Genomic DNA, 25,113 nt, shown 5'->3' on the forward strand with positions numbered 1-25,113 from the left:
CTTTTTGTTACCTGGAAGCGAAAGCTGCCGAGCTTTGGGGGCCAAAGCCTGACGCATCGGAGTAGCGATTTACGCCCTCGTCAGCCTCATCGGTAATCTGTGATTTTTGTCACACCCCTGCTTGTTACCGGTATCATGATACCGGTAACGTGGTAAAATGCGAAACTATCATATGGGCTTAAATATTCATTTTGAGATAGAGATCAAACTATGCCGGGACAAAGCATCATCATCATGGGCGTATCTGGTTGTGGTAAATCCAGTTCTGGGGCGGCTATTGCCAATGCACTGGGCGCTAAATTCATTGATGGCGACGACCTGCACCCGCGCGCCAACATTCAGAAAATGGCAAGCGGTCAGCCTTTAGACGATAACGACCGCGCGCCGTGGCTTGAACGTCTTAACGATGCGGCCTACAGCCTGCGCCACAAAAATGAAGTGGGGTTGATCGTCTGCTCATCCTTAAAACGCCGTTATCGCGATCGTCTGCGTCAGGACAATCCTGATATGTTGTTCCTTTATATGAAGGGCAGCTTTGACGTTATTCTGGAACGCCTGAAAGCGCGCGCCGGGCATTTCATGCCCACCGATCTGCTCAAAAGCCAGTTCGATGCGCTGGAAGAGCCAGCCGCAGATGAAACTGACGTGTTGAGTATCGACATCGATGGCACCTTTGATGAGGTTGTCGCTCGAGGTCTGGCGGCATTGAGCAACGCGGGTGTCGTTTCTCGTCGCTAACGGCTTAAATACTGTCGCCATGCAGGATCGTGAAGCCCAAATCCAGCCGCGGTGGGGTAACAACCTCTCCGCGCAGTCGGGCCAGCAATCGCTCCGCGGCCACCTGCCCCATGCGTTCACGTGGCGTCAGCACACTGGCCAGTTTAGGTTCCATCGACTGGCCAATATCGTGCCCGTGAAAACCGGCGATCGCCATTTGATCGGGGATGCGCAATCCTTGCCGCTGACACTCAAAGGCCGCACCGATCGCAATATCATCATTGGTGCAAAACAGGCTGTCGGTCTCCGGGTAGCGCTCACGCGCTTCTCTCATCAGTTCACCGCCCAGGCTGTACGACGAGGGACGATCGGTACTGACATCTCGCGGCGTCAACCCGGCATCACGCATCGCTTGTTCGTACCCTTGCATCTTGATCAAGGTACGTTCATCCAGGCGCGAGCCGAGATAGACCGGAAAACGGTGCCCACGGGCCAACAGCACCTGGGTCATCTGGTAGGCTGCTTCAAAGTTGTTAAACCCCACCGCCAGATCGATACAGGGCGACTCGCTGTCCATGATTTCAACCACCGGGATGCCCGCCACTTCAATCATCTTGCGCGTGCGCTCCGTGTGGGAACGTTCAGAGAGGATCAGACCGTCAATATTGTAGGAAAGCAGAGACATCAGACGCATCTCTTCACGCTCGGCGTTGTAACCATAGTGTGCCAGCATCGTCTGGTAACCGTGCGCATCCGTCACGCGTTCAATGCCGCGCAATACTTCGGCAAACACCTGATTGGTCAATGAAGGAAGCAGAACGCCAATCGCCCGACTGGTGGCATTCGATAAAATCTCCGGCGCCCGGTTGGGAATGTACCCCAACTCATCCAGCGCAGCGGCGATGCTGCCGCGCAGTGCCGCCGAAACCTTCTGCGGATCGCGCAGGTAGCGGCTAATGGTCATTTTAGTGACGCCAACACGATTGGCCACATCTTGCAAAACTGGTCTTTTCTTCTTCATTTTCAATCGATTGAAATATTGTCGGCCGGTCCTCTAGTGTAACAAAGAAAACCTGCGCTGTATGTGTGGCGGTGATAGGAGAGTCACCAGTACAATGCCCGAGCCAACATAGCAATCCAATAACAAATAATGATGAAACAACGCTACGTTTTCCTTATTTCCCGTTAAAAAAACGCCACTAAAAATAATCAAGCATGCCCACTGATAAAAAGTACGTCACGGCCCGTGGTTAATACCGCCCTGTTTCACTTATTTGTTTAAAAATAATATTTATATACAGCTAACAATATTAACCCAAACTAATTTTTATTTTTTCCATTATTATTTTAGATATCTTCGCCCGTTACCGCAGCGCCGATATCGCTATTTTTCTACCACGCCTCCCCGCACAGACAATAACGTGATCTTCATCACAAAATAATTTTCACCCTGGCTGAATCGAGTAAAGCATGACCGTAAAACCCATTGTTACCGGTATCATTTGAGTATATAGTGGTCTCATCACCGTCAGGGCGTCCTGATGTAGAGCCTATTGGAGAGATACGCTAGCGGCAAAGATGAACGTCTGGATCACATGAGGCTGCGATGAACCCCATCTGCATCCCTTAATGCGCCCATACCCTTTACGGTAACTCACCGTATTAACGGGCACGAAAATTATTGACGATCTGGTATCGTGCGTTTATTTGCACGAGCATTTTTATCATCTTAAAAATAATTAAAACACCCGCTAGCCACAGTAGCCCAATTATTTCGATCGACGTCATTGGCATTTGATTTTAATTAAGCAAAGCATCAATGTTAAACACTTGGGGCATAGCATGAATCCTATTGTTGCACGCGTTACCCACAACATCCTGTCTCGTTCTCACACCGAGCGTAGCCGTTATCTGGCTCGGATCGCCGCCGCCAAAAGCAAAACCGTACACCGATCTGAGCTGGCCTGCGGTAATCTGGCACACGGCTTCGCCGCCTGTTCGCCTGAAGACAAAGCCGATTTGAAGAACATGATCAAAAGCAACATCGGCATCATTACCTCTTACAACGACATGCTCTCTGCCCACCAACCCTATGAACGCTACCCTGATCTGATTAAGAAGGCGCTGAACGACGTCGGCGCTGTCGGCCAGGTCGCTGGCGGCGTCCCTGCTATGTGCGACGGCGTGACGCAAGGGCAAGACGGCATGGAACTCTCCCTGCTTAGCCGCGATTTGATTGCAATGTCGGCGGCGATCGGTTTGTCACACAACATGTTTGATGGCGCGCTCTTTTTGGGTGTATGTGACAAAATTGTCCCGGGGCTGTTTATTGCTGCCCTCTCATTTGGTCACCTGCCTACCGTTTTCGTGCCCGCAGGCCCGATGCGCACCGGTATCTCCAACAAAGAGAAAGTGCGCATCCGCCAACTGTATGCTGAAGGCAAAGTCGGCCGCGACGCGCTGCTGGAATCCGAGGCCAGTGCTTACCACGGCGCGGGCACCTGTACCTTTTACGGCACCGCCAACTCGAACCAGATGGTAATGGAGATCATGGGGCTGCATTTGCCCGGCTCCTCGTTTGTCTACCCCGACATTCCGCTGCGCGATGCGCTAACAGAAGCCGCTGCGCGTCAGGTCACTCGAATGACGGAAAATGCGGGCGATTATCTGCCCGTCGGGCAACTGGTGGACGAAAAAGTGATCGTCAACGGTATTGTCGCCCTGCTGGCGACCGGCGGCTCAACCAACCACACCATGCACCTGGTGGCCATGGCGAAAGCCGCTGGCTTTACCGTCACCTGGGACGATTTCTCTGAACTGTCAGAGGTGGTGCCGTTGTTGTGTCGCATCTACCCCAACGGACCTGGCGATATTAACTATTTTCAGGCAGCAGGCGGCGTGTCGCTGCTGGTGCGAGAATTGTTGCGCGGCGGCTTACTGCACGAGGATGTCCACACCGTGGCAGGCTTTGGCCTGCATCGCTACACCCAGGAACCCTTCCTGGAAGACGGTAAACTGGTCTATCGCGACGGTCCGCAGGTATCGCTGGATGCCGAGGTGATCGCACCGCTGGAAACACCGCTTGCTAAACACGGGGGCACCAAAGTGCTTTCGGGCAATCTGGGACGCGCGGTAATGAAGACCTCCGCCGTACCGCAAGAACGACAAACGATTGTTGCACCAGCCATCGTATTCAACGATCAGAACGACGTCGATGCCGCCTTTAAATCAGGCCGTTTGGACAAAGATTGCGTGGTGGTCGTGCGTTATCAGGGACCCAGAGCGATAGGCATGCCAGAACTGCACAAACTGATGCCGCCACTCGGTGTGTTGATGGACCGGGGTATCAACGTGGCATTGGTGACTGATGGTCGTCTGTCAGGCGCATCCGGCAAAGTACCTGCCGCTATCCACGTCACGCCGGAAGCCTACGTCGGTGGCCTGCTGGCAAAAATTCAGGATGGCGACATGATTCGCGTTGACGGCATCACCGGTGAGATCAGCCTGCAGGTGGATGACGCAACGCTGGCACTGCGTCATCCTGAGCAGCCGGACTTATCCGCTTCCCATGTGGGGATGGGGCGCGAACTGTTTACCGCGTTGCGCGAGAACATTACCGCTGCGGAACAGGGTGCCAGCGCGATCCCTTACCGTTAGGCTCAGTAGTCTCACGCCGTGCGATGTCAGGTAGGTTGTAAGCACAGATAAACGTGTAAACCGGGATTGGCCGATGCCATGCAGAGTTGGCCACCGTGCAGTTCGGCGATGGCTTTCACCAGCGACAGGCCAAGCCCGAAACCGGGCTGCTGCTGCGACCCTTCAAGGCGTTGAAATCGTTCCAACGCCGTGGCGTGCAGGTTGTCGGGAATGCCGGGGCCGCGATCGGAAACACGCAGCGCGTTTTCGATCAGGTTCGCCAGTGCCTGAAACAGCAACGCCCGATCGCCAAAAAGCGGCGTCCCGGCAGGTGCATCAATCAGCAATTGGCAATGGTGTGCATCGGCTAACGGTTGATAATATTCCGACACCTCTTCTAATAATGGGCGCACCTCAAAGCGGGCAAACTGATGAACACAGCGCCCGCTTTCAATCTCGCCGATACGCATGACGGTGCGAAACAGCCCCAAAATCTTGTGCACCTCTTCCACCGCCTGATGCAACTCCTCGCGCATCTCATGCTCAAGCCCCTGACGCTCAGTCAGGTTATACAAGCGGTTTTGCAAGTGCGTCAGCGGCGTGCGTAATTCATGGGCGATATGGCTTGAGGTGCTTCGCATCTGTTCCATCAGGCGTTCAATGCGTTCCAGATTCTGGTTATAGCCAAGCGACATTATTTTGATAACAGCCAGCTATGCTTCTTTGCCGCATATCAGGGCATAGGATGTAATCATTTTTAAGTCGGTTGGCTATAATGTCGTGGCTCAGGCTGTGGAAATCGTCATCACGCGTTGAGAGCGGCATGCGAACGTACTGCTCGCCGGCGCTGTAGCGGTGCAACGCGGTGCGGATCCGCTCTACGCTGCGCAGGCTACGTAAACTGAAATGTCGGCTGACAACCAGCGAAAACAACAGCACGACAAACAGCCCAGCCCCAGCCACCAGTGGAATAGTGCGAATACGTTCCAGCATCGGACGCAGATTATAGGCGGTGAACAGCACCCCACCGTCATCCAACGCCACCGACATGCCGACCAGGTTGCTCTCAGGCGCGCTTCGGCGCTGGTCGCTGGCATTCAGCGCCCCCTTTTCAACCAGTAGCGCCTTCAGGCAAGGAACATCCATTTTGCACGCGGTATGATTTGGCCCAGGCAGCATCCAGCCCGCATTGTGGTAGAGAATCTCGCCCTGTTTGCTCATTACCAGAAACAGCGGCAATTCATCGGTTTTGGCCTGATTATAGCCAAGCGACTTAATTTTGATTACACCATATGGACTGAGAACAAACTCTCTGTATCGCAACCCATCTCTCTTTTTTTGCTTTTTGCTTGTGCCCATTTATGCTCAATTGGGTTAAGATCTGGCGAATATGTAGGCAAATACTCCACCATATACCCTGCATCGATGATGACTTGTTGAATATTATGTTTTTTGTGAAAAGTGGCATTGTCCATCATGATTACACTGTTTTTAGGGAGTACTGGGATAAGGACTTGTGTGACCCAGGCATAGAAAACATCGCTGTTAATATTGATATCAAATAATCCGATAGCAAACAGCGTTGTGCCTAATAAAGCGCCGATAACATTTGTTCTTCCCCTAGCTCCCCAGTTCTTCAGGCCAAAACACCGTTGACCTTTTGGGGAATAGCCGTGAGTCCGTGGGGCATCGTGTGAAAAACCACTTTCATCAATAAAAACAATAGGTTTACCTTCTTTTTCATACTGTTGTTTTTTTTGTTGAAATCCCTGCCGGGCGTTTTCGTCGGCTTTCGGATGACGTAGAGTTTTTTTTATAGGTCAATCCCAGCTTTTTAAGCGCTTGCCAAATGGCCTTCTGACAAACGCCAAAACGCTCTGCACGTTCTTTTTGGTAAGCATCTGGATATTGTTCAACATCTTTTATCAACTCGGATTTATCGATCTTTCGCTGACGCGTGGTCGATGCTTTTGACTCTATTTGATTAATCCAACGCGATACAGAGGCAGGGCCAATCCGAAATTGCTTCGCTGTTTCTCGGATACTCAACCCTTCGTTTTTCCGTGTAGATATCACTTTACGTCTAAAATCAATTGAATAGCTCATTTAAATAATGTAATCAAAATTAAGTCGTTTAGCTATATCTGGCGGCTATTATGGATTTGTACTCCCGGCAGATAGTGGGCTGGCAGGTGGACAGACGGATGACCTCATCGCTGGTCTGCGGGGCCCTGATGAAGGCATATAACCTGCGAACTCCCCCGCCGGGCCTGGTGGTGCATACGGACAGGGGGGCGCAGTACACGGGACAACGCTTTCAGGCGCTGCTGAGCAGCTACAGGCTGAGGAGCAGTATGGGAGACGTGGGTGCCTGCTGGGATAATGCGGTGATGGAGCGCTTCTGGGGCAGTCTGAAACATGAATGGTTGCTGCTGGTACCCCAGCCAACACGGGCTTACATGGAGCAGGATGTGGCGACGTATATCCGCTACTACAACCTACACAGGCATCATGTCGCTAACGGGGATCTGTCTCCGGTGCGTTATGAACAAATGGCTGAGAAAAAAGTGTCCTGATTTACTTGACCAGTGCAGAGCGACCTGTCCAAAAGCCTAAGAATCTGCGTCGGCGAAAAAAAATGTATTCGGGAAAGAAAAGACAGACCACTCGAAAAGGGCTTATTATGACTGACGAAACAAGGCAAATTGGATTTATCCCCATGAGCAAAAATGGGCGCCGTCACGATAAACGCTTACTCGATAAAGTCGATATATAGCCAACCGACTTAAAAATGATTACATCCTATGCCCTGATATGCGGCAAAGAAGCATAGCTGGCTGTTATCAAAATAATGTCGCTTGGCTATAATTCGCCATATTCCTCCTGAGGTAACCATCTGGGCAGATACCGGTTTTCAAGGTATAGATAAACAGCATCCTAATACACAAATCCCAAAAAAAGGAACTCGAAAAAGACCTTTATCGCCTGAACAAAAACAAGAAAATAAAATAATCTCGGGCATCCGTATTACAGTTGAACACGCCATCGCGGGTATCAAGCGCCTCGGTTGCATGACCCAAATTTTACGGAATCGTAGACCCTTTATTGATGATACCTTCTTACTCCTTAGCGCCGGTCTTTGGAATTTCCATCTCAGAACAGCGTAAAATTTATTTCAATCACCGAAACACCCTTATTTCACTATTAAGCAACACGCTTAATGTCGTTTTCGCCAGATTCAGAATTAACAGCCAAAGCACTACAAATGGCTTGGGAACTGCGTGGGCATCCCAAACAAGTCATGTTTCATAGTGACCAAGGAAGCCATTACACCAGTCGTCAGTATAGGCAGGCATTGTGGCGCTATAGCTAAACGACTTAATTTTGATTACATTATTTAAATGAGCTATTCAATTGATTTTAGACGTAAAGTGATATCTACACGGAAAAACGAAGGGTTGAGTATCCGAGAAACAGCGAAGCAATTTCGGATTGGCCCTGCCTCTGTATCGCGTTGGATTAATCAAATAGAGTCAAAAGCATCGACCACGCGTCAGCGAAAGATCGATAAATCCGAGTTGATAAAAGATGTTGAACAATATCCAGATGCTTACCAAAAAGAACGTGCAGAGCGTTTTGGCGTTTGTCAGAAGGCCATTTGGCAAGCGCTTAAAAAGCTGGGATTGACCTATAAAAAAAACTCTACGTCATCCGAAAGCCGACGAAAACGCCCGGCAGGGATTTCAACAAAAAAAACAACAGTATGAAAAAGAAGGTAAACCTATTGTTTTTATTGATGAAAGTGGTTTTTCACACGATGCCCCACGGACTCACGGCTATTCCCCAAAAGGTCAACGGTGTTTTGGCCTGAAGAACTGGGGAGCTAGGGGAAGAACAAATGTTATCGGCGCTTTATAGCCAAGCGACATTATTTTGATAACAGCCAGCTATGCTTCTTTGCCGCATATCAGGGCATAGGATGTAATCATTTTTAAGTCGGTTGGCTATATTAGGCACAACGCTGTTTGCTATCGGATTATTTGATATCAATATTAACAGCGATGTTTTCTATGCCTGGGTCACACAAGTCCTTATCCCAGTACTCCCTAAAAACAGTGTAATCATGATGGACAATGCCACTTTTCACAAAAAACATAATATTCAACAAGTCATCATCGATGCAGGGTATATGGTGGAGTATTTGCCTACATATTCGCCAGATCTTAACCCAATTGAGCATAAATGGGCACAAGCAAAAAGCAAAAAAAGAGAGATGGGTTGCGATACAGAGAGTTTGTTCTCAGTCCATATGGTGTAATCAAAATTAAGTCGCTTGGCTATATCAGATGACCCAAAGTATGAGTCGCAGAGGAAATTGTTGGGATAATAGTCCGATGGAGCGATTCTTCCGTAGTCTGAAGACTGAATGGGTGCCAACGACTGGCTACCAAAGCTTTAGTACTGCTCAATCATCCATTATTCGCTACATATAGCCAACCGACTTATAGCCAACAGACTTAAAAATGATTACATCCTATGCCCTGATATGCGGCAAAGAAGCATAGCTGGCTGTTATCAAAATAATGTCGCTTGGCTATATCACGTTTGAGCTGGGCGATCAGCGTAGAAGTGTCGGTCAACCGCGATGGCCCCATTCCCACTCGAAACGCAACAAAACGGTAGAGGCTTATGCCACCAGTAAGTGCGTTAAAAATACCTCATTGGGGGAACGATAGCCCAGCGATTTTCTGCCCCTTGTATTGAGTATGTGTTCGAGTTCGGCAATCTTACGATGACTGAAGTCTGTTCCCTTTGGGTAAAAACGTCGTATCAGCCCGTTGGTGTGCTCATTCAAGCCCCTCTCCCAGGAATGATAAGGATGGGCAAAGTAGACCTGCGCCCCTGTGATTTGAGTAATTTGCTCGTGCAGAGCGAATTCAGGGCCGTTATCAGCTGTTAGGGTCTTAAACTTGCAAAAGGTATTAGCTTCAATGTCCCTGAAAGCAGCAACCACAGTCTCCGCACGCTTATTAGGCAGTTTGCGAATGATGACGGTTTTCAATGCTTTATCTACGATGGTTAACAAGAATGACTTCTGGTCTTTGCCAAAAATAGTGTCAATTTCGAAGTGGCCAGGCTCCTGTTTAAGCTCGGCTTGAGCTGGGCGATACTCAATACCAACACGGTTGGGAATAGGGCCTGATTTGAGGTTTTCGGCATTGTACCTGTAACGTTTTCCCCGATGAGGAAGTTGCTGATATAGCTCCCCGCCAGCCTGTCTCTCCTGCAGGATATAGCGATATAGCGTATTCTTGCTGACAGATATACCGAATTCCAGGTGCAAACGGCCACTGATGATTTCAGGTGAAGAGTGAGTGGAAAGCGCCTGCCTGATGAAGTTCTGAATGTGTGGCTCCAACGGGTAAAAAGCATTGTTTGGCAGAGGCTTATGACGGCGTTCCCGGACCAGAGTGTCCGCCCTTCTACAGCAGTAGACACCATTGAAAGTAGGGTCGGTATTGCGTCTGAGTTCCCTGCTGATGGTCGAGCGAGGCAGAGCAAGCTCTCTGGCGATGGTAGCTTGGTTGACACCTTCACCACGCCGCTTTTCGATGTAGAACCGTTCTTTCTGAGTCAGATGTTTTCCCTGCATGCAACAGGCTCTCCAGTAGGGCCAGAACGGTGATTTTATCCGACTCTGGCAAGTGGGTCACTTTGTTGCGTTTCGAGTGGGAATGGGGCGTGCAGCTTTGCACCCAGCCAATGGCACAACACCGAGTCGTCATCAACCACTAAAACGCGCATATAGCCAACCGACTTAAAAATGATTACATCCTATGCCCTGATATGCGGCAAAGAAGCATAGCTGGCTGTTATCAAAATAATGTCGCTTGGCTATAGTTTTCCCTCTGTCAAAGTGATGGTTGCTTACACCACAACACGCGTACTGACGTGCTACCGATCCACAAAAACAGGATCTGAGCCACTCTGACATCGGCAATAACCGGTCTGGCAGCTTCTTATGCGTCAACGCGTTATATGATAATAACAATCATTATCATATAATGACAAGTAGTTTACAATGCTGAAAATTAGCCAGAATTTGTAGGGTTTTTCCGCGATCGTGGGGTTTTCGTGCATTCCTCATTCAGAGACGGTATCTGACAGGCTTCGGAATACGCTATCCCCTAAATCACTCGAGTGACACGACAAAATGTTTACGTTTTGAACAGCGCTTGCGCTGGCCCTTTAGGGCGAGGCTGATTGATGAGTCTCGTAACGCAGCAAGAGAAGGAATCCCGATGCGCTGACTCAGGTAGTGAGCGCAGCCAACACACCTGCAACTTAACGTATGACGGGAGATAGAGGGCATTAACAAGATTCCGATGCAGGCTCAGCCTAAGTGAGCCTGCATTGGCTAAACAAAATCATGGCGAGGCAAAAACCTGGCTACACTTTCTCACTCAGCACGGCTTCAAGCAGATCGAGATCGTGCAGCATCTTTTTCAGGGTTTCATTACTGATCTGCTGCGTGGCGCGCAGGTGGTAAAGTTCACCGCGTTCAGCGGTGACGGCAGTCAAGCGGAAACGGCGCTCCAGATTTTCAATCTCCAGGCTGTGTTCCAAATCGCTCTCGCCGACGACGCGACGCCGCAGATTACCAATGACACGCGCACTGACTTCACGCACCACCTGCTCATCGATATTTTCTTCCCGATCCGCCGCCAGACGCTCTTCCATTTTCTGCAAACTGCGGATCGCTACTTCAGCAATCGCCATGCGCGCCATCCGCTCTTCTTTCTTATAGAGCGATTTGTCCACCACCGTCACCCCGCGCAGCAGTAACGGCAGCGTCAACACCCCGCACAGCAAGGAAAACAGGATGACGCCGGTGGCAATAAACACCAGCTGATAGCGGGAAGGAAACGCGGTGCCATCGTTTAATAACAGCGGAATGGACAGCACACCGGCCAAGGTAATCGCTCCGCGCACCCCGGCAAATGAAGCGATCCAGATTTCACGCGTGGTGTACTGAGCGAACAGCATCGGGCGTTTCTTCTGAAACAGACGGCTGTAATATTTCATAAACCACAGCCAGCAGAAACGCAGCAGCAGCAGCGCGCCGTAAATAATGGCGATATCGGTAAACAGCATCCAGGTTTCAACGGTGGGATCCAGCTCCGCCTGCGTCACCGACGTTTCCAAAATGTCGGGCAATTGCAGTCCCAGCATAATAAACACCATGCCGTTAAACACGAACTCCAGCATCGACCAAACGCTGTTGGCGCGTAATCGCATCGCCAGCGGGGCGTTACTGATCACGTTAGAGTGGCTGATGGTCATCCCTGCGGCCACCGACGCCAAAATGCCCGACACACCAATGTGTTCCGCAATCATGTAGGAGGCGAACGGCAACAGCATCAGCAGCACAATCTGTGTGGCCGCATCATCACCGCTCCAACGGTTAATGATGCGCAATGATTTACTGTAAAGCCAGGTGACGCCTACGCCAGCCAGCAAGCCGCCAACCGCTACCTGAACAAACTCCAGCGTCGCGCCGGACACGGTAAACACCATGGTTCCCATCGCCACCGCGACGGCAAATTTAAGCGATACCAGACCCGAAGCATCATTCATCAACGCTTCGCCCTGCAAGATACTCATCAGTTTCTTCGGAATACGATCTTCGCCCACAATCCCCGACAGCGCTACCGCATCCGTCGGCGATAGCACAGCTGCCAGCGCAAAAGCCGCCACCAGCGGCATCCCTGGGATCATCCAGTAAATCAGGTAACCCACCCCGGCGACAGTGATCAACACCAGCACCAGCGCCAGCCCAATCACCTCACGGCTGTGTTTGATAAATTCGCGCGTTGGCGTTTTCCAGCCATCGGCAAACAGCAGCGGCGGGATGAACAGCACCATAAACAGTTCAGGATTGAAATCGACATGCAAACCAAACTGGGGCCATGCCAAAATAGCACCGAGGGCGATTTGCATTAAGGGCAGCGGAACTTGGAAGGGTAAAATACGTGTAACAACCCCTGATAGTGATACCACCAGGGTTAAAATCAGAATGGTAAAAAAGATTTCCATGCTTTCCTTAGGAGATTTCCAATAATGACCTAACTGCGTGCTGAGCTGCCCTTTGTACGTTATGAGATAGTGCCCCATTATTTTTACATGAAAATATCGCTCAGCGGGGCAAAATTTCAGGGTAAAACGCATATTTTTGCATGATTACCCTGCAAATAATTGCATCAAAAAATCACTGAGACGAGACACTTCAGGGAAAACATGGGAGGAAGAGGAAAAACGATGCGTGCGTTATGGAGAACACACTTCATGACCACAAGCGCAAGCGAAACCGCAGGCATAAGAAAGGGGAGCCAGGCTCCCCTTAATGACTCACTCACACAATAATCAGAGCGCCCAGCCACCGGCGTAGAACACCACCAGCGCGATAGCGATAATCACGGTGCCAATATTCAGTTTGCGCCATTCACCGGAGAAAATACGCCCCAGTACCAGTGCGCCAAAGCCCAGCATAATCCCGGTAACAATATTGCAGGTCAGTACGATAAACACCGCACACACCAGACCCGACATGGCATCAACGATGTCATCAAAATTCAGCTTGGCAACATTGCTCAGCATCAGCAGGCCCACATACATCAATGCTGGCGCAGTCGCGTATCCCGGCACCAGATAAGACAGCGGGGAAAGGAACAGCAGGCACAGGAACAACACGCCGACCACTGTCGCCGTCAACCCTGTTTTACCCCCTGCTGCCGTACCGGCCGCAGATTCAATGTAGACCGCCGCCGGAGACGTCCCGACCAGGCTGGACAACATGCTGCTCACGGAATCCGCTGTCAGCGCTTTACCACCGTTAACGATTTGCACGTCTTTATCCAGTAGGTTTGCCTGCCCGGCAACCGCGCGGATGGTACCGGTGGCATCAAACACCGCCGTCATCACCAGCGCCAGCACGCTTGGCAGCACCGCAAGTTGCAGCGCCCCAATGATATCCATGCTAAACATCAGCGAATGACCGTTTTCATCGGTCAGGCTTGGCAAGCTGAACCAGCCCTGGAATTTCACGTTCGGATCAAAAATCAGGCCGATAATGGAAATCGCCACAATCACCAATAAGATGCCGCCCGGCACGCGACGTTTTTCCAGACCGATGGTAGCCGCCAGCCCCAGTAAAGACGTGATCACCGGGAACGACGTGAAGTTACCCAGAGCAACAGGCAGCCCATCGATCGGATTTTTGATCACCAGACCCACGCCATTGGCGGCGATGATCAACAAGAACAGGCCAATACCGATGCCGGTGCCCTGCGCCACGCCCAACGGCAGGTTGCGCAGGATCCAGGAACGGATGCCGGTCACCGAGATCACGGTAAACAACAGACCCATCAGGAAAATAGCCCCTAACGCTACCGGGACGCTGATTTGTTGCCCCAGCACCAGGCTAAACGCGGTAAATGCGGTAAGCGAAATAGCACAGCCGATTGCCATAGGCACATTGGCCCACAGTCCCATCAGCAAGGAACCCAGCCCTGCAACCAGACAGGTTGCCACAAACACCGGCGTATGCGGAAAACCCGCCTTGCTCAGCATGCCAGGCACAACAATGACCGAATACACCATCGCCAAAAACGTGGTTAACCCGGCCAGCACTTCCTGTCTTACATTACTGCCGCGCTGTGTGATGTGAAAAAATGCATCAAGTGAGCTTTGCGGACGCGCCGCATTGCCAGCCTGACGAGAGCTATTTAACATGGTGATATCCCCTGAGATGTCATTATTTGTAAAAGTAAAACCGGAGGGTGCATATGGCCTTGCCTGCCATGACGATCTCCCATCGCTGCACGCACCCACAACAGCGGCGCTTCCGCACCGCAGCGCAAATATCTGACGCCTCCGAACACATTTCACACCGCGCTGGGGCACGCAAACGATTAGCTTGCGAGGCGCATCACAGGTGTATCTGGCAGGTCGGAGGAGAAACGGGGGATTATCCTGCTTCTGGGCCGTGTATTTCAACTGATAATCCAGACAATTTGTCTATCACTCGGCAAAACAGAACGGCGTTTCATGCACAGAAAACCTTGGAACCATTTTTTTGTGATTAGCTTAACAAAAAGTTGACCAGCGCTGCCAACCGGCGTATCTTTAAAAACGTGAAGAGCATCACATAAAAATGAACAATCACTCGGAGAAAGACAAATGAAACTGATCAAAAAAATCGTTGCCATGTTCGAAAACGTTAGCGTTAACTTCAACATGTTCACCAACCACTAAGATTCAAGAAAGCGTAGGAATAAGAAGGGCTTTGTTGAATAATTTAACCGTTTGATTTACATCTTCTTTAGTTAGAATGCATTTACAGAGAATGTATTTTGTTAGAACGACAAATCAAATAGTTCGCACAATAAAAAGCATTCCGAGAGGAAAAATTAGTCGTTGAAATTTTATAATGCTTATATAAATCAGTATCTTAAATTATTCAACAAAGCCAATAAGAAGATGAGTATTTTCCGTAATATCAATAAAGTAATAAAAGCGTTGGGCAAAACCTATCGCGGTCTGGCTCCCTACGCTATCTTCCGTTAATCGTTCGCGATTAAAGCACATATGCGGTTGCGCACGTCGTAGCTAGGCTGTGTCCCTTAATTGCTTGAGCTATAGTATCCATCTGTTTCTAAGACACTTTGGATTATGGCTCGCTACGATCTTTCTGATGAAGCATGGGCAATCATTGAGCCCTTGTTACCAACCGTTTTGACATCTCCGCAGGCAGGCCGGCCATGGGCAGAACATCGCAAAATCGTCAACGGCATGTTCTGGATACTGTGTTCAGGTGACCCATGGCGTGATTTACCTGAACGTTACGGCCCATGGAAAACCGTTTATAACCGTTTCAATAGATGGTCAAAGTCTGGAGTTATTAACATTATTTTTAATAAGTTACTTTCATTTCTTGATGCTCATGGACTTGTTGACTGGTCAGACACTGCGCTGGATGGCAGCAATATCCGTGCGCTCAAATGTGCGGCTGGCGCTCAAAAAAACATCCCGATATTACCAACGATAACAGCCTGGGTCGCTCACGAGGTGGTTATGGCAACAAAATCCACATGGCGACTGACGGAAGCGGCATCCCGCTAAATATCGTACTGAGTGCTGGGCAGGCTCACGAAAGCCTGTTCGCGTTACGACTCCTGGACGGCATTGGCGTGCAACGGCAGAACGGTAGCATGAAGCGTCGTGGTCATGCGGTACTGTCTGACAAAGCTTACTCTGGCAATGCACTCCGTAACGAGTTGAAAAGAAAAGGGATAAGAGCGGTTATTCCCCGAAAATCAAATAAAAAACTGGCTTCAGATGGACGTTCACAACTTTATCGTGATGCTTATAGCCGTCGCTACGTTGTAGAAAGATGTTTTGGCCGTTTAAAGGAATATAGACGGATTGCCACACGTTATGAAAAAACGGCAAGAAACTATCTAGCAATGGTGAAACTGGGCTGCATCCGCTTGTTTTACGCCCGGTTACGTAATTAAGGGACACAGCCTAGGAGCTCCCGATGTGCTGCTGGTCGGCGGTGCGTTTGGTGCTATCGGTTTTGTGATCGTCTGGCTGTTCAATCAAGTGCCCGCCTTCTCTTCGGGATTGGCATGGACTGATACAGTGGCATTAACCGTGGTGATCTCTGGCATGATCGTGCGGGTGATGTTCGGGACTACCGGTCTGCTGGGCAAACCACAAAGCGGGGTGCGTCGCTGCTACCCACCGCAGGATCAGTGCTGGATGCCCTATCACAGCCGTATTCCTCAGCTATCGGTCTTGGGCATCGGTATTGGATTGATGGCTGGCTATCTGGGGCACTCGTTCGGAGGCAGCGGCGCGTTGCTGGCCTTTGGGATTTCAGCGTTCTCGTTGGTATTCCTGCATTTTAATACCCAGGTGCCGGTTTCCCACCACATCGCCCTGCCAGCGGCGCTGGCAGCGGCGGCCTCCGGTAGCCTGATCTGGGCGGCGGTGATTGGCGTTCTGTGTGCACTGCTGGGTGAACTGATTTCCCGCCTGTTTTTGGTTCATGGCGACACCCATATTGACCCACCGGCGTTCACCATTGCGATAATGACGACGTTGGTCAACCTGCTGGCAACCATTGGTTTTTTTGCGGCGGTACCGCTGTTTTGATGTTGGGGCATTAGCCCCAGAATTTCTGTTGGTATTGCGTAAGGTTTCGTGCGCGAAAACTGCTGTGTTTCTCTGCCATTCGCGTGGCACGCGCCCGACACGGGGTGTGCAGTCGCCCACACCCCGTGACCCCGCGCTTTTTGCGAAAAGCGCGTCGCTGCGCGATACCTTAGGAAATGGGTGCCGCCGGACGGACCGCGCTCTACGCGTTCCAGACGCGGCGAACACTTTCGCGGCATCCCTGCCGCTCATCCTGGCGTCCCCCGTTTCCTCAGCGCCATGTGACGCGGGTAGGCCAACAGCAAAACCAAGAATAAGAACAAAAAAATCCCCGGCGGTTGCCAGGGATAGTAGGAAGAGAAATCACGTTGTGACTATTTATAGCCAAGCGACATTATTTTGATAACAGCCAGCTATGCTTCTTTGCCGCATATCAGGGCATAGGATGTAATCATTTTTAAGTCGGTTGGCTATATCTTCGAGCCGCCAGTGCCTGTGCCACAACCGGTTGCACAAGCGCCTGTTGTGCCGGACGCTGCACCAAAGACGGAGCCTGAGCAGCCCGCGAAAAAACCGACGCCACGCCCGGCAGGCAAAAACGCCCCGCGCAAGGGTGATATAGCCAACCGACTTAAAAATGATTACATCCTATGCCCTGATATGCGGCAAAGAAGCATAGCTGGCTGTTATCAAAATAATGTCGCTTGGCTATATCCCCGCATGACGCGCCATTATCGCTTGGCTCGAGTATCACCACAGGAATCGTGGTTTCTTTCGCTTCTGGCTCAGGTGCAGCAGGCGGCGTGATAACCACTTCCGGTGCCCGTGGCTGCGGTTTGGCAACGCCAACCGTGTCTGCTGAATGCGTGATGGCTTCAATCCCTTCAGCGGTGCGCGCAGTCACCTTATGGGCGTAGACCTGCCCCACTTTGGCCGCTGCAATCGCGGCATTGACGGCCCCCACTTCCCCTTCCAGCTTCACGGTGACCATGCCGTCGCCTTTTGTCAGCTCATAGCCAACCAGATTGACATTAGCAGATTTCACCGCCGCATCCGCTGCCTCAACGGCCGCGGCAAGCCCCACGGTTTCTATCAGACCCAAACTTTGCTTACCCATAAGCGATTCCTGTTTATCGTTATATCAATGAAGCCGCGCTCTGTAACAACGCGGCTTTATCGGTGAATTCCCAGGGAAAATCGGATCGCCCGAAATGCCCGTAACATGCTGTGTGGCGATAACGCGGCGCCAGTAAATCAAGCGACGTAATCATGCCGTAAACGCTGAGATCGAAATGCGCGTCCACCAGTTGCTGCAACCGGGCGCTACTCACCCGCACGGTACCAAACGTGTTGATGCGCACCGCTACCGGACGCGCGACGCCGATAGCCCAGGCCAACTGCACTTCACAGCGCGCCGCTAATCCGGCGGCTACGATGTTCTTGGCCACGTAGCGTGCCGCATAGGCCGCTGAGCGATCGACTTTGGAAGGGTCTTTCCCCGAAAATGCACCGCCACCGTGGCACGCAGCGCCGCCATAGGTATCAACGATAATCTTGCGCCCGGTCAGTCCGCAGTCATCCACCAGCCCCCGTGACAAACGCCCCGGCCGGATTGACCAGAATGCGGGTGTGTGGCGTCAGCCAGCGTGTGGGAAGTACGGGTTTGACGATCTCTTCGATCACCACTTCGCGCAGTGTTTCAAGCGAGACGTCGGGTGCGTGCTGTGTGGAAATGACGATGGTGTCCGCCGCAATCACCTGACGATCGCGGTAGCGCAGCGTCACCTGACTTTTAGCATCTGGACGTAAAAAGGGCAGGCGATCGGATTTACGCAATTGGGCCTGACGCGCCATCAATTGATGTGCATAGACCAGGGTGGCAGGCATCAATTCCGGCGTTTCATCCGTGGCGTAGCCAAAGGTAATGCCATGATCGCCAGCGCCCAGCTCAGTTAACGCCGCCCCCTGAATGCCGCTGGCAATATCCGGCGACTGCCGCCCGATCAGGTTGAGCACGCCGCAGGTATTGCCGTCGTAGCCGAGCGAAGAGTGGTTATAACCGATCTGTTTGATGGCGTGGCGCACCACGCTTTCCACATCAATCGATGCGGTAGTGGTGATCTCTCCAGCCACAATGGCGACGCCGGTCTTCACCAGGCATTCGAACGCCACGCGGCCCCAGGGATCTTGTAGCAACACCGCATCCAAAATCGCGTCGGAAATCTGATCGGCGATTTTGTCCGGATGGCCTTCCGCCACCGATTCGGAAGTAAACAGGTACTCGTCCACACACGCCTCGCCCCACTGAGAGTATCCCGCTATTTTACGCGGTGGGGCGATCGGCTCTGGTGAACTTTCTTGCTGTCAGATTGGACTATTTTGCGTTATCACCGCGCGGGTAGCACTACGCTGCTACCCGCTTCCGGTGGGGTCACCTGCGGGTTAAACACCATCAGTTTGCGGTAGTCGGAAGGTGACATATTGGTCTCTCTCTTGAAGATGCGGCAGAAATAATTCGCATCCTGATACGCCAATTCCAGCGCAATGGTATTGACCTTTAACTCACTGAATTGCAGCAGAGATTTGGCAATTTTAATTTTTCTATTTGCCACATAGGTAGAAAAACCGGTGCCGGTAGCCTTCTTAAAGGCACGGCTCAGATAACAGGCGCTGACAAAAGCGCGTTCGGCGATATCATCCAGGGTGATGTTACTGAAAATATTCTTCTCGATGTGATAGCGCGCGCGTTCGATAAAATCCCCCTGCGGTGCAGCGCTTTTAAACGCCCGCTCAAACAGGGCTTCGCTTAGCGTAAAAACACCGCGCAAAATACGGTAGTAAAGCCCTTCCGTCAGCCCACGGCTGGCAACGTCGCGCATCACCCCTTTCAGCGCCGCAGAATGAGAAGCGGCGAACTTGTCGCCTTGCGCCGTCACGTATTGGTCAAGCAGCGCAAGAAAATCCACGACCGTCTGACGGCGATCGCCAGACTTATCCCAGTAGGCACCGTCGATGGTCTGAAACACCAGCTCATGCCAGGCGGGATAATCGCCGTCGTCGATCAGGGCAAACACTTTTTGTTTTAGTTCACGTGTTATAGCTAAACGACTTAATTTTGATTACATTATTTAAATGAGCTATTCAATTGATTTTAGACGTAAAGTGATATAGCCAAGCGACATTATTTTGATAACAGCCAGCTATGCTTCTTTGCCGCATATCAGGGCATAGGATGTAATCATTTTTAAGTCGGTTGGCTATATCTACACGGAAAAACGAAGGGTTGAGTATCCGAGAAACAGCGAAGCAATTTCGGATTGGCCCTGCCTCTGTATCGCGTTGGATTAATCAAATAGAGTCAAAAGCATCGACCACGCGTCAGCGAAAGATCGATAAATCCGAGTTGATAAAAGATGTTGAACAATATCCAGATGCTTACCAAAAAGAACGTGCAGAGCGTTTTGGCGTTTGTCAGAAGGCCATTTGGCAAGCGCTTAAAAAGCTGGGATTGACCTATAAAAAAAACTCTACGTCATCCGAAAGCCGACGAAAACTCCCGGCAGGGATTTCAACAAAAAAAACAACAGTATGAAAAAGAAGGTAAACCTATTGTTTTTATTGATGAAAGTGGTTTTTCACACGATGCCCCACGGACTCACGGCTATTCCCCAAAAGGTCAACGGTGTTTTGGCCTGAAGAACTGGGGAGCTAGGGGAAGAACAAATGTTATCGGCGCTTTATTAGGCACAACGCTGTTTGCTATCGGATTATTTGATATCAATATTAACAGCGATGTTTTCTATGCCTGGGTCACACAAGTCCTTATCCCAGTACTCCCTAAAAACAGTGTAATCATGATGGACAATGCCACTTTTCACAAAAAACATAATATTCAACAAGTCATCATCGATGCAGGGTATATGGTGGAGTATTTGCCTACATATTCGCCAGATCTTAACCCAATTGAGCATAAATGGGCACAAGCAAAAAGCAAAAAAAGAGAGATGGGTTGCGATACAGAGAGTTTGTTCTCAGTCCATATGGTGTAATCAAAATTAAGTCGCTTGGCTATATGGCCAGAACGGTGATTTTATCCGACTCTGGCAAGTGGGTCACTTTGTTGCGTTTCGAGTGGGAATGGGCCGATAAAGTGGCGAAAATCAAGGTTGGGCTATACGAAGCGGTGCGTGACGGCATGATAGTCAATGTGCTGCTGGAAGCGCTGCCGGATTTGACGCTGTGTCTGGATGCCAACCGCAGTTGGACGCGCGTCAAAGCCGATGGCTTTGCGCGCTATAGCCAAGCGACATTATTTTGATAACAGCCAGCTATGCTTCTTTGCCGCATATCAGGGCATAGGATGTAATCATTTTTAAGTCGGTTGGCTATATGTGGCACCAGAACTGCGTTCACGCATTGCGTTTCTTGAAGAACCGTGCAAAACCCGTGAAGAATCCCGCGCTTTTGCGCGTGACACCGGTATTGCTATCGCCTGGGATGAGAGCGTGCGTGAGGCCGATTTTCGCGTGCAGGCGGAACCTGGCGTAAGCGCGATCATCATCAAACCGACGCTGGTGGGCAGTCTGGCACGTTGCGAGCAATTGGTGCGTGAAGCGCATCAGGCCGGTTTGACGGCGGTAATCAGTTCCAGCATTAAGCGTGTTGCTTAATAGTGAAATAAGGGTGTTTCGGTGATTGAAGTAAATTTTACGCTGTTCTGAGATGGAAATTCCAAAGACCGGCGCTAAGGAGTAAGAAGTTATAATCAATAAAGAGTCTGTAAAGAATTTTGTGTAAATGGCTCCATTGCTTAACCGGAGATTCGTTCTCCATACATCAACATGAATTGGCTCATAGCAGGTTTCCAGTCTCTGATTGGCAAGGTCCATTTAGCAGAGATATTATGCAAGGCTAGATAGAGTAATTTTATCACCGAGTCATCCGTTGGAAATATTCGTCGCGTTTTCGTTATAGCCAAGCGACATTATTTTGATAACAGCCAGCTATGCTTCTTTGCCGCATATAGCTAAACGACTTAATTTTGATTACATTATTTAAATGAGCTATTCAATTGATTTTAGACGTAAAGTGATATCTACACGGAAAAACGAAGGGTTGAGTATCCGAGAAACAGCGAAGCAATTTCGGATTGGCCCTGCCTCTGTATCGCGTTGGATTAATCAAATAGAGTCAAAAGCATCGACCACGCGTCAGCGAAAGATCGATAAATCCGAGTTGATAAAAGATGTTGAACAATATCCAGATGCTTACCAAAAAGAACGTGCAGAGCGTTTTGGCGTTTGTCAGAAGGCCATTTGGCAAGCGCTTAAAAAGCTGGGATTGACCTATAAAAAAAACTCTACGTCATCCGAAAGCCGACGAAAACTCCCGGCAGGGATTTCAACAAAAAAAACAACAGTATGAAAAAGAAGGTAAACCTATTGTTTTTATTGATGAAAGTGGTTTTTCACACGATGCCCCACGGACTCACGGCTATTCCCCAAAAGGTCAACGGTGTTTTGGCCTGAAGAACTGGGGAGCTAGGGGAAGAACAAATGTTATCGGCGCTTTATTAGGCACAACGCTGTTTGCTATCGGATTATTTGATATCAATATTAACAGCGATGTTTTCTATGCCTGGGTCACACAAGTCCTTATCCCAGTACTCCCTAAAAACAGTGTAATCATGATGGACAATGCCACTTTTCACAAAAAACATAATATTCAACAAGTCATCATCGATGCAGGGTATATGGTGGAGTATTTGCCTACATATTCGCCAGATCTTAACCCAATTGAGCATAAATGGGCACAAGCAAAAAGCAAAAAAAGAGAGATGGGTTGCGATACAGAGAGTTTGTTCTCAGTCCATATGGTGTAATCAAAATTAAGTCGCTTGGCTATACCTGATTATCCTGCTCATCGTAATGCAGCACCCTTTTGATCACATCGGTCATGATGCTCTGTTTGACCGGTTTGAGCAGGTAATCATCCACTTTCAGGCTGAGCATACTGCGCACAATATAGCCAACCGACTTAAAAATGATTACATCCTATGCCCTGATATGCGGCAAAGAAGCATAGCTGGCTGTTATCAAAATAATGTCGCTTGGCTATATCAAAATCGTCATTGGCGGTAGTGACGATCACTTTGGTCTGATCGTTTTTACGGCGCAGGTACTCGATCACCTCTCTCCCATTTGGCAGCGGGATATTAAACTAGTTGCTGAATAGAGACTTGCATTTTTTGTCAGGCTATTGAGAATAAAAAGAGGTTTAACTTAGAGAATAAAGGTTTGAAATGATCAACAAAGAGCGGTTGTTACGAGATAATCGTTTATGTAAAGCAATCATTGGATTATCAGTCGAAGAATTGAAAAATTTAGCCGCTGAATTTTCAGCTTGTTATTTGATTTATCGGAAAAAGAATCGAAAAGATCACGAGCGGCAGATGGGTGCAGGGCAGAAAGGATTTATCCCAACCCCATTAGATAAACTGCTTTTTATTTTATTGTATTTAAAATGTTATCCGACCTATGATTTGCAAGGACTTCTTTTTGGTTTAGATAGAACACGGGTATGTCGCTGGGTAAAAATATTATTGCCGGTTTTAGAGATGACCTTGGGGCGAGAATGTGTTTTGCCCGCTCGTCAAATTCGCTCTGCTGAGGAATTTTTTCGCGCCTTTCCTGGAGTTAAAGACGTCTTTATTGATGGGACAGAGCGACCTGTCCAAAAGCCTAAGAATCTGCGTCGGCGAAAAAAAATGTATTCGGGAAAGAAAAGACAGACCACTCGAAAAGGGCTTATTATGACTGACGAAACAAGGCAAATTGGATTTATCCCCATGAGCAAAAATGGGCGCCGTCACGATAAACGCTTACTCGATAAAGTCGATATAATTCGCCATATTCCTCCTGAGGTAACCATCTGGGCAGATACCGGTTTTCAAGGTATAGATAAACAGCATCCTAATACACAAATTCCAAAAAAAGGAACTCGAAAAAGACCTTTATCGCCTGAACAAAAACAAGAAAATAAAATAATCTCGGGCATCCGTATTACAGTTGAACACGCCATCGCGGGAGTCTGTAAAGAATTTTGTGTAAATGGCTCCATTGCTTAACCGGAGATTCGTTCTCCATACATCAACATGAATTGGCTCATAGCAGGTTTCCAGTCTCTGATTGGCAAGGTCCATTTAGCAGAGATATTATGCAAGGCTAGATAGAGTAATTTTATCACCGAGTCATCCGTTGGAAATATTCGTCGCGTTTTCGTTATCTTGCGCAATGAAGCATTTAACGACTCTATCGCGTTGGTGGTGTAGATAACCTTGCGGATCTCCGGCGGAAAGTCAAAAATGACGATGAGACGTTCCCAATTATTTCTCCACGACGGGCTGATCGTCGGGAACTGTTCATCCCATTTGGCCGCGAAGGCATCCAGGGCCTCTTCAGCGCCCTCTAGCGTTGCGGAACTATAGATGGTGCGCAGGTCAGCAGCAACGGCCTTACGCTCTTTCCAGCCGACGTAGCGCAGCGAGTTCCGCACCTGATGCACAATGCAGAGCTGTACCCGCGTATGCGGGTAAACAGCTTCAATGGCATCAGGAAAGCCTTTCAGGCCATCGCAGCAGGCGACGAAGATGTCCTTTAGCCCACGATTTTTCAGTTCTGTCATCACAGATAACCAGAACTTGGCCCCCTCAGTTTTGGCTATCCATAGCCCCAGCAGCTCTTTTTCGCCCTGGCCGTTGACGCCGAGGGCCAGATAAACAGACTTGTTGGCCACGGCTCCGCCGTCCTGGCTTTTGACAACAATACAGTCAAGGTAAACAATGGGATAAAGCGCATCCAGCGGCCGTTGCTGCCAGCGCTTAACTTCATCCATCACAGCATTGGTCACTTGAGAAATGAAGCCAGCGGAAACATCGACCCCGTAGACTTCTTTAAAGTGTGCCTGAATATCACGGGTTGATAACCCTCTGGAATAGAGAGAAATAATGCGGTCATCGAAGCCGTTAAGCTGTTTTTCGTGCTTACCGATCAGTGTCGGCTCGAAGGTACTGTTGCGGTCGCGCGGAATATCGAGCTCGATCTCCCCATTTTGGCTACGTACGCTCTTGGATGTCTTGCCATTGCGTGAGTTGCCTGAATGATTACCAGCCGGGTCATGCTTAGCATACCCAAGGTGCATCTCCATCTCAGCTTCAAGAACCCGTTCCGCCAGTCTTTTAGTCAGCACCTTGAGTAGGCCTGATTCACCCAGCAGATCCTGAGGGGAGTGACAATCTTGAAGCAGTTGGTCAATAAGTTCGTTGCTGATAGGCATTTTGTTATCCTTTGAAGGTTTTCCTCAAAATGCCATTTACACAGATTATTTTACAGTCTCCATCGCGGGTATCAAGCGCCTCGGTTGCATGACCCAAATTTTACGGAATCGTAGACCCTTTATTGATGATACCTTCTTACTCCTTAGCGCCGGTCTTTGGAATTTCCATCTCAGAACAGCATAAAATTTACTTCAATCACCGAAACA

General features: G+C 49.6%; 32 protein-coding genes and 6 pseudogenes. 20 read left to right on the forward strand and 18 right to left on the reverse strand.

Features of this window, described 5'->3' with window-relative positions; genetic code table 11:
* The first annotated feature begins 210 nt into the window (after positions 1-210).
* Entirely contained in the window at positions 211-738 is a 528-nt protein-coding gene (locus ACQGXV_RS05590; RefSeq protein WP_440865573.1) for a gluconokinase, read from the forward strand.
* Positions 739-742: 4 nt separating this feature from the next.
* Here the strand turns inward: ACQGXV_RS05590 and gntR are convergent, their stop codons facing one another.
* Positions 743-1,738 (reverse strand): gluconate operon transcriptional repressor GntR, encoded by a 996-nt coding sequence (gene gntR / locus ACQGXV_RS05595; RefSeq protein WP_440865575.1) that lies wholly within the window; start codon positions 1,736-1,738, stop codon positions 743-745.
* An 821-nt stretch (positions 1,739-2,559) separates the two neighbouring features.
* Here gntR and edd point away from each other — a divergent pair.
* Positions 2,560-4,374 carry a phosphogluconate dehydratase gene (gene edd / locus ACQGXV_RS05600; RefSeq protein WP_440865576.1) on the forward strand — a complete coding sequence of 605 codons (1,815 nt, stop codon included), beginning with the start codon at positions 2,560-2,562 and terminating at the stop codon, positions 4,372-4,374.
* A 26-nt stretch (positions 4,375-4,400) separates the two neighbouring features.
* Here edd and ACQGXV_RS05605 read toward each other — a convergent pair whose 3' ends face one another.
* The 4 genes from ACQGXV_RS05605 to ACQGXV_RS05620 are packed head-to-tail and all read right to left on the reverse strand — an operon-like array spanning position 4,401 to position 6,459.
* Complete coding sequence (locus ACQGXV_RS05605; protein WP_440865578.1) at positions 4,401-5,048, reverse strand: sensor histidine kinase; 648 nt, start codon at positions 5,046-5,048, stop codon at positions 4,401-4,403.
* A complete protein-coding gene (locus ACQGXV_RS05610) occupies positions 5,032-5,676 on the reverse strand; it encodes a hypothetical protein (protein WP_440865579.1) in 645 nt (214 codons plus the stop codon). Before ACQGXV_RS05610 ends, ACQGXV_RS05605 begins: the two co-directional genes overlap by 17 nt.
* Positions 5,637-6,170, reverse strand: coding sequence for an IS630 family transposase (locus tag ACQGXV_RS05615; RefSeq protein WP_440862665.1), 534 nt, complete (start codon positions 6,168-6,170; stop codon positions 5,637-5,639). The genes ACQGXV_RS05610 and ACQGXV_RS05615 overlap by 40 nt, the downstream gene beginning before the upstream one ends.
* On the reverse strand, positions 6,094-6,459 hold the full coding sequence (locus ACQGXV_RS05620) for an IS630 transposase-related protein (RefSeq protein ID WP_440862584.1): 366 nt from the start codon (positions 6,457-6,459) through the stop codon (positions 6,094-6,096). Before ACQGXV_RS05620 ends, ACQGXV_RS05615 begins: the two co-directional genes overlap by 77 nt.
* A 32-nt stretch (positions 6,460-6,491) precedes the next feature.
* On the opposite strand from ACQGXV_RS05620, the pseudogene ACQGXV_RS05625 reads away from it, so the two are divergent.
* The 8 genes and pseudogenes from ACQGXV_RS05625 to ACQGXV_RS05660 form a co-directional block, all read left to right on the forward strand.
* Positions 6,492-6,929, forward strand: a pseudogene (locus ACQGXV_RS05625) (IS3 family transposase); the annotation flags it as partial.
* Positions 6,930-6,934: 5 nt separating this feature from the next.
* A complete protein-coding gene (locus tag ACQGXV_RS05630; protein WP_440865580.1) occupies positions 6,935-7,129 on the forward strand; it encodes a transposase family protein in 195 nt (64 codons plus the stop codon).
* Between the two features lie 82 nt (positions 7,130-7,211).
* Positions 7,212-7,520 (forward strand): transposase family protein, encoded by a 309-nt coding sequence (locus tag ACQGXV_RS05635; protein ID WP_440865582.1) that lies wholly within the window; start codon positions 7,212-7,214, stop codon positions 7,518-7,520.
* Between the two features lie 53 nt (positions 7,521-7,573).
* A pseudogene (locus ACQGXV_RS05640) lies at positions 7,574-7,720 on the forward strand (DDE-type integrase/transposase/recombinase); the annotation flags it as partial.
* A gap of 34 nt (positions 7,721-7,754) precedes the next feature.
* Positions 7,755-8,120 (forward strand): IS630 transposase-related protein, encoded by a 366-nt coding sequence (locus ACQGXV_RS05645; RefSeq protein ID WP_440862584.1) that lies wholly within the window; start codon positions 7,755-7,757, stop codon positions 8,118-8,120.
* Positions 8,121-8,145: 25 nt separating this feature from the next.
* Positions 8,146-8,271: a transposase gene (locus ACQGXV_RS05650; protein WP_440867273.1), complete on the forward strand. Its 126-nt coding sequence runs from the start codon at positions 8,146-8,148 to the stop codon at positions 8,269-8,271.
* Between the two features lie 82 nt (positions 8,272-8,353).
* Positions 8,354-8,671 carry a transposase gene (locus tag ACQGXV_RS05655; RefSeq protein ID WP_440865583.1) on the forward strand — a complete coding sequence of 106 codons (318 nt, stop codon included), beginning with the start codon at positions 8,354-8,356 and terminating at the stop codon, positions 8,669-8,671.
* Between the two features lie 16 nt (positions 8,672-8,687).
* Positions 8,688-8,843 (forward strand): annotated as a pseudogene (locus ACQGXV_RS05660) (integrase core domain-containing protein); the annotation flags it as partial.
* Positions 8,844-8,870: 27 nt separating this feature from the next.
* Here the strand turns inward: ACQGXV_RS05660 and ACQGXV_RS05665 are convergent.
* The 5 genes from ACQGXV_RS05665 to ACQGXV_RS05685 form a co-directional block, all read right to left on the reverse strand.
* On the reverse strand, positions 8,871-8,993 hold the full coding sequence (locus ACQGXV_RS05665) for a hypothetical protein (protein ID WP_440865584.1): 123 nt from the start codon (positions 8,991-8,993) through the stop codon (positions 8,871-8,873).
* A 47-nt stretch (positions 8,994-9,040) separates the two neighbouring features.
* On the reverse strand, positions 9,041-10,006 hold the full coding sequence (locus ACQGXV_RS05670; protein WP_440865585.1) for an IS30 family transposase: 966 nt from the start codon (positions 10,004-10,006) through the stop codon (positions 9,041-9,043).
* Positions 10,007-10,171: 165 nt separating this feature from the next.
* Entirely contained in the window at positions 10,172-10,384 is a 213-nt protein-coding gene (locus ACQGXV_RS05675) for a hypothetical protein (protein ID WP_440865587.1), read from the reverse strand.
* A 419-nt stretch (positions 10,385-10,803) separates the two neighbouring features.
* The gene (locus ACQGXV_RS05680; RefSeq protein ID WP_440867274.1) at positions 10,804-12,450 is read right to left on the reverse strand and encodes a Na+/H+ antiporter; all 1,647 of its coding nucleotides are present in this window, start codon (positions 12,448-12,450) and stop codon (positions 10,804-10,806) included.
* A 327-nt stretch (positions 12,451-12,777) separates the two neighbouring features.
* Complete coding sequence (locus ACQGXV_RS05685; RefSeq protein WP_440865589.1) at positions 12,778-14,145, reverse strand: NCS2 family permease; 1,368 nt, start codon at positions 14,143-14,145, stop codon at positions 12,778-12,780.
* 684 nt (positions 14,146-14,829) lie between these two features.
* Here ACQGXV_RS05685 and ACQGXV_RS05690 point away from each other — a divergent pair.
* From ACQGXV_RS05690 to ACQGXV_RS05700, 3 genes are all read left to right on the forward strand, one after another.
* Positions 14,830-14,979, forward strand: a complete 150-nt coding sequence (locus tag ACQGXV_RS05690; protein ID WP_440865590.1) for a hypothetical protein — start codon at positions 14,830-14,832, stop codon at positions 14,977-14,979.
* 105 nt (positions 14,980-15,084) lie between these two features.
* Positions 15,085-15,929, forward strand: a protein-coding gene (locus ACQGXV_RS05695) for an IS5 family transposase (protein ID WP_440865591.1) whose coding sequence is annotated in 2 segments (ribosomal slippage) — positions 15,085-15,427 and positions 15,427-15,929 — 846 coding nt in all. Because the reading frame shifts where the segments join, the coding sequence is not laid out codon by codon here.
* A gap of 25 nt (positions 15,930-15,954) precedes the next feature.
* Positions 15,955-16,572 carry a hypothetical protein gene (locus ACQGXV_RS05700; RefSeq protein ID WP_440865593.1) on the forward strand — a complete coding sequence of 206 codons (618 nt, stop codon included), beginning with the start codon at positions 15,955-15,957 and terminating at the stop codon, positions 16,570-16,572.
* A 378-nt stretch (positions 16,573-16,950) separates the two neighbouring features.
* Here the strand turns inward: ACQGXV_RS05700 and ACQGXV_RS05705 are convergent, their stop codons facing one another.
* The 4 genes and pseudogenes from ACQGXV_RS05705 to ACQGXV_RS05720 all read right to left on the reverse strand — a co-directional run bounded on the left by ACQGXV_RS05705 (position 16,951) and on the right by ACQGXV_RS05720 (position 19,646).
* A complete protein-coding gene (locus ACQGXV_RS05705) occupies positions 16,951-17,088 on the reverse strand; it encodes a hypothetical protein (protein ID WP_440865594.1) in 138 nt (45 codons plus the stop codon).
* A gap of 115 nt (positions 17,089-17,203) precedes the next feature.
* Positions 17,204-17,689, reverse strand: coding sequence for a BMC domain-containing protein (locus tag ACQGXV_RS05710; protein ID WP_440865595.1), 486 nt, complete (start codon positions 17,687-17,689; stop codon positions 17,204-17,206).
* A 19-nt stretch (positions 17,690-17,708) separates the two neighbouring features.
* Positions 17,709-18,861 (reverse strand): annotated as a pseudogene (gene metK / locus ACQGXV_RS05715) (methionine adenosyltransferase).
* Between the two features lie 98 nt (positions 18,862-18,959).
* Positions 18,960-19,646 carry a helix-turn-helix transcriptional regulator gene (locus ACQGXV_RS05720; RefSeq protein ID WP_440865597.1) on the reverse strand — a complete coding sequence of 229 codons (687 nt, stop codon included), beginning with the start codon at positions 19,644-19,646 and terminating at the stop codon, positions 18,960-18,962.
* A gap of 179 nt (positions 19,647-19,825) precedes the next feature.
* On the opposite strand from ACQGXV_RS05720, the gene ACQGXV_RS05725 reads away from it, so the two are divergent.
* From ACQGXV_RS05725 to ACQGXV_RS05735, 3 genes and pseudogenes are all read left to right on the forward strand, one after another.
* Positions 19,826-20,164, forward strand: a complete 339-nt coding sequence (locus ACQGXV_RS05725) for an IS630 transposase-related protein (RefSeq protein WP_440865598.1) — start codon at positions 19,826-19,828, stop codon at positions 20,162-20,164.
* Positions 20,088-20,621 carry an IS630 family transposase gene (locus ACQGXV_RS05730; RefSeq protein ID WP_440867276.1) on the forward strand — a complete coding sequence of 178 codons (534 nt, stop codon included), beginning with the start codon at positions 20,088-20,090 and terminating at the stop codon, positions 20,619-20,621. Before ACQGXV_RS05725 ends, ACQGXV_RS05730 begins: the two co-directional genes overlap by 77 nt.
* Before the next feature lie 95 nt (positions 20,622-20,716).
* A pseudogene (locus ACQGXV_RS05735) lies at positions 20,717-21,230 on the forward strand (hypothetical protein); the annotation flags it as partial.
* 49 nt (positions 21,231-21,279) lie between these two features.
* On the opposite strand, the gene ACQGXV_RS05740 reads toward ACQGXV_RS05735, so the two are convergent.
* Entirely contained in the window at positions 21,280-21,405 is a 126-nt protein-coding gene (locus tag ACQGXV_RS05740) for a hypothetical protein (protein WP_440865600.1), read from the reverse strand.
* Positions 21,383-21,544 (reverse strand): annotated as a pseudogene (locus tag ACQGXV_RS05745) (IS256 family transposase); the annotation flags it as partial. The gene ACQGXV_RS05740 and the pseudogene ACQGXV_RS05745, both read right to left, overlap by 23 nt.
* Before the next feature lie 86 nt (positions 21,545-21,630).
* Here ACQGXV_RS05745 and ACQGXV_RS05750 point away from each other — a divergent pair.
* Both ACQGXV_RS05750 and ACQGXV_RS05755 read left to right on the forward strand, forming a co-directional pair.
* Positions 21,631-21,996, forward strand: a complete 366-nt coding sequence (locus ACQGXV_RS05750; RefSeq protein WP_440863997.1) for an IS630 transposase-related protein — start codon at positions 21,631-21,633, stop codon at positions 21,994-21,996.
* Positions 21,920-22,453 carry an IS630 family transposase gene (locus ACQGXV_RS05755; protein ID WP_440867276.1) on the forward strand — a complete coding sequence of 178 codons (534 nt, stop codon included), beginning with the start codon at positions 21,920-21,922 and terminating at the stop codon, positions 22,451-22,453. The genes ACQGXV_RS05750 and ACQGXV_RS05755 overlap by 77 nt, the downstream gene beginning before the upstream one ends.
* 155 nt (positions 22,454-22,608) lie before the next feature.
* Here the strand turns inward: ACQGXV_RS05755 and ACQGXV_RS05760 are convergent, their stop codons facing one another.
* A complete protein-coding gene (locus ACQGXV_RS05760) occupies positions 22,609-22,761 on the reverse strand; it encodes a hypothetical protein (RefSeq protein WP_440865601.1) in 153 nt (50 codons plus the stop codon).
* 112 nt (positions 22,762-22,873) lie between these two features.
* On the opposite strand from ACQGXV_RS05760, the gene ACQGXV_RS05765 reads away from it, so the two are divergent.
* Positions 22,874-23,698 (forward strand): transposase family protein, encoded by an 825-nt coding sequence (locus ACQGXV_RS05765; RefSeq protein WP_440863400.1) that lies wholly within the window; start codon positions 22,874-22,876, stop codon positions 23,696-23,698.
* Here the strand turns inward: ACQGXV_RS05765 and ACQGXV_RS05770 are convergent.
* Positions 23,695-24,906, reverse strand: coding sequence for an IS256 family transposase (locus tag ACQGXV_RS05770; protein ID WP_440862551.1), 1,212 nt, complete (start codon positions 24,904-24,906; stop codon positions 23,695-23,697). The two genes, ACQGXV_RS05765 and ACQGXV_RS05770, sit on opposite strands and share 4 nt — an antisense overlap.
* Here ACQGXV_RS05770 and ACQGXV_RS05775 point away from each other — a divergent pair.
* Entirely contained in the window at positions 24,893-25,090 is a 198-nt protein-coding gene (locus tag ACQGXV_RS05775; RefSeq protein ID WP_440863399.1) for a hypothetical protein, read from the forward strand. The genes ACQGXV_RS05770 and ACQGXV_RS05775 overlap by 14 nt on opposite strands.
* Positions 25,091-25,113 lie beyond the last annotated feature (23 nt).

Source organism: Symbiopectobacterium purcellii (genome assembly GCF_052050035.1).
In the GTDB taxonomy this organism is placed as follows: Bacteria; Pseudomonadota; Gammaproteobacteria; order Enterobacterales; family Enterobacteriaceae; genus Symbiopectobacterium; species Symbiopectobacterium purcellii_A.

What these genes read in the sequence shown, in the direction of transcription:
- ACQGXV_RS05680 (WP_440867274.1), bottom strand. Translation starts at nt 12,450, where the DNA reads ATGGAAATCTTTTTTACCATTCTGATTTTAACCCTGGTGGTATCACTA.
- ACQGXV_RS05670 (WP_440865585.1), bottom strand. Translation starts at nt 10,006, where the DNA reads ATGCAGGGAAAACATCTGACTCAGAAAGAACGGTTCTACATCGAAAAG.
- ACQGXV_RS05750 (WP_440863997.1), top strand. Translation starts at nt 21,631, where the DNA reads ATGAGCTATTCAATTGATTTTAGACGTAAAGTGATATCTACACGGAAA.
- ACQGXV_RS05710 (WP_440865595.1), bottom strand. Translation starts at nt 17,689, where the DNA reads ATGGGTAAGCAAAGTTTGGGTCTGATAGAAACCGTGGGGCTTGCCGCG.
- gntR (WP_440865575.1), bottom strand. Translation starts at nt 1,738, where the DNA reads ATGAAGAAGAAAAGACCAGTTTTGCAAGATGTGGCCAATCGTGTTGGC.
- ACQGXV_RS05740 (WP_440865600.1), bottom strand. Translation starts at nt 21,405, where the DNA reads ATGGAGAACGAATCTCCGGTTAAGCAATGGAGCCATTTACACAAAATT.
- ACQGXV_RS05590 (WP_440865573.1), top strand. Translation starts at nt 211, where the DNA reads ATGCCGGGACAAAGCATCATCATCATGGGCGTATCTGGTTGTGGTAAA.
- ACQGXV_RS05685 (WP_440865589.1), bottom strand. Translation starts at nt 14,145, where the DNA reads ATGTTAAATAGCTCTCGTCAGGCTGGCAATGCGGCGCGTCCGCAAAGC.
- ACQGXV_RS05620 (WP_440862584.1), bottom strand. Translation starts at nt 6,459, where the DNA reads ATGAGCTATTCAATTGATTTTAGACGTAAAGTGATATCTACACGGAAA.
- ACQGXV_RS05605 (WP_440865578.1), bottom strand. Translation starts at nt 5,048, where the DNA reads ATGTCGCTTGGCTATAACCAGAATCTGGAACGCATTGAACGCCTGATG.
- ACQGXV_RS05770 (WP_440862551.1), bottom strand. Translation starts at nt 24,906, where the DNA reads ATGCCTATCAGCAACGAACTTATTGACCAACTGCTTCAAGATTGTCAC.
- ACQGXV_RS05765 (WP_440863400.1), top strand. Translation starts at nt 22,874, where the DNA reads ATGATCAACAAAGAGCGGTTGTTACGAGATAATCGTTTATGTAAAGCA.
- edd (WP_440865576.1), top strand. Translation starts at nt 2,560, where the DNA reads ATGAATCCTATTGTTGCACGCGTTACCCACAACATCCTGTCTCGTTCT.
- ACQGXV_RS05645 (WP_440862584.1), top strand. Translation starts at nt 7,755, where the DNA reads ATGAGCTATTCAATTGATTTTAGACGTAAAGTGATATCTACACGGAAA.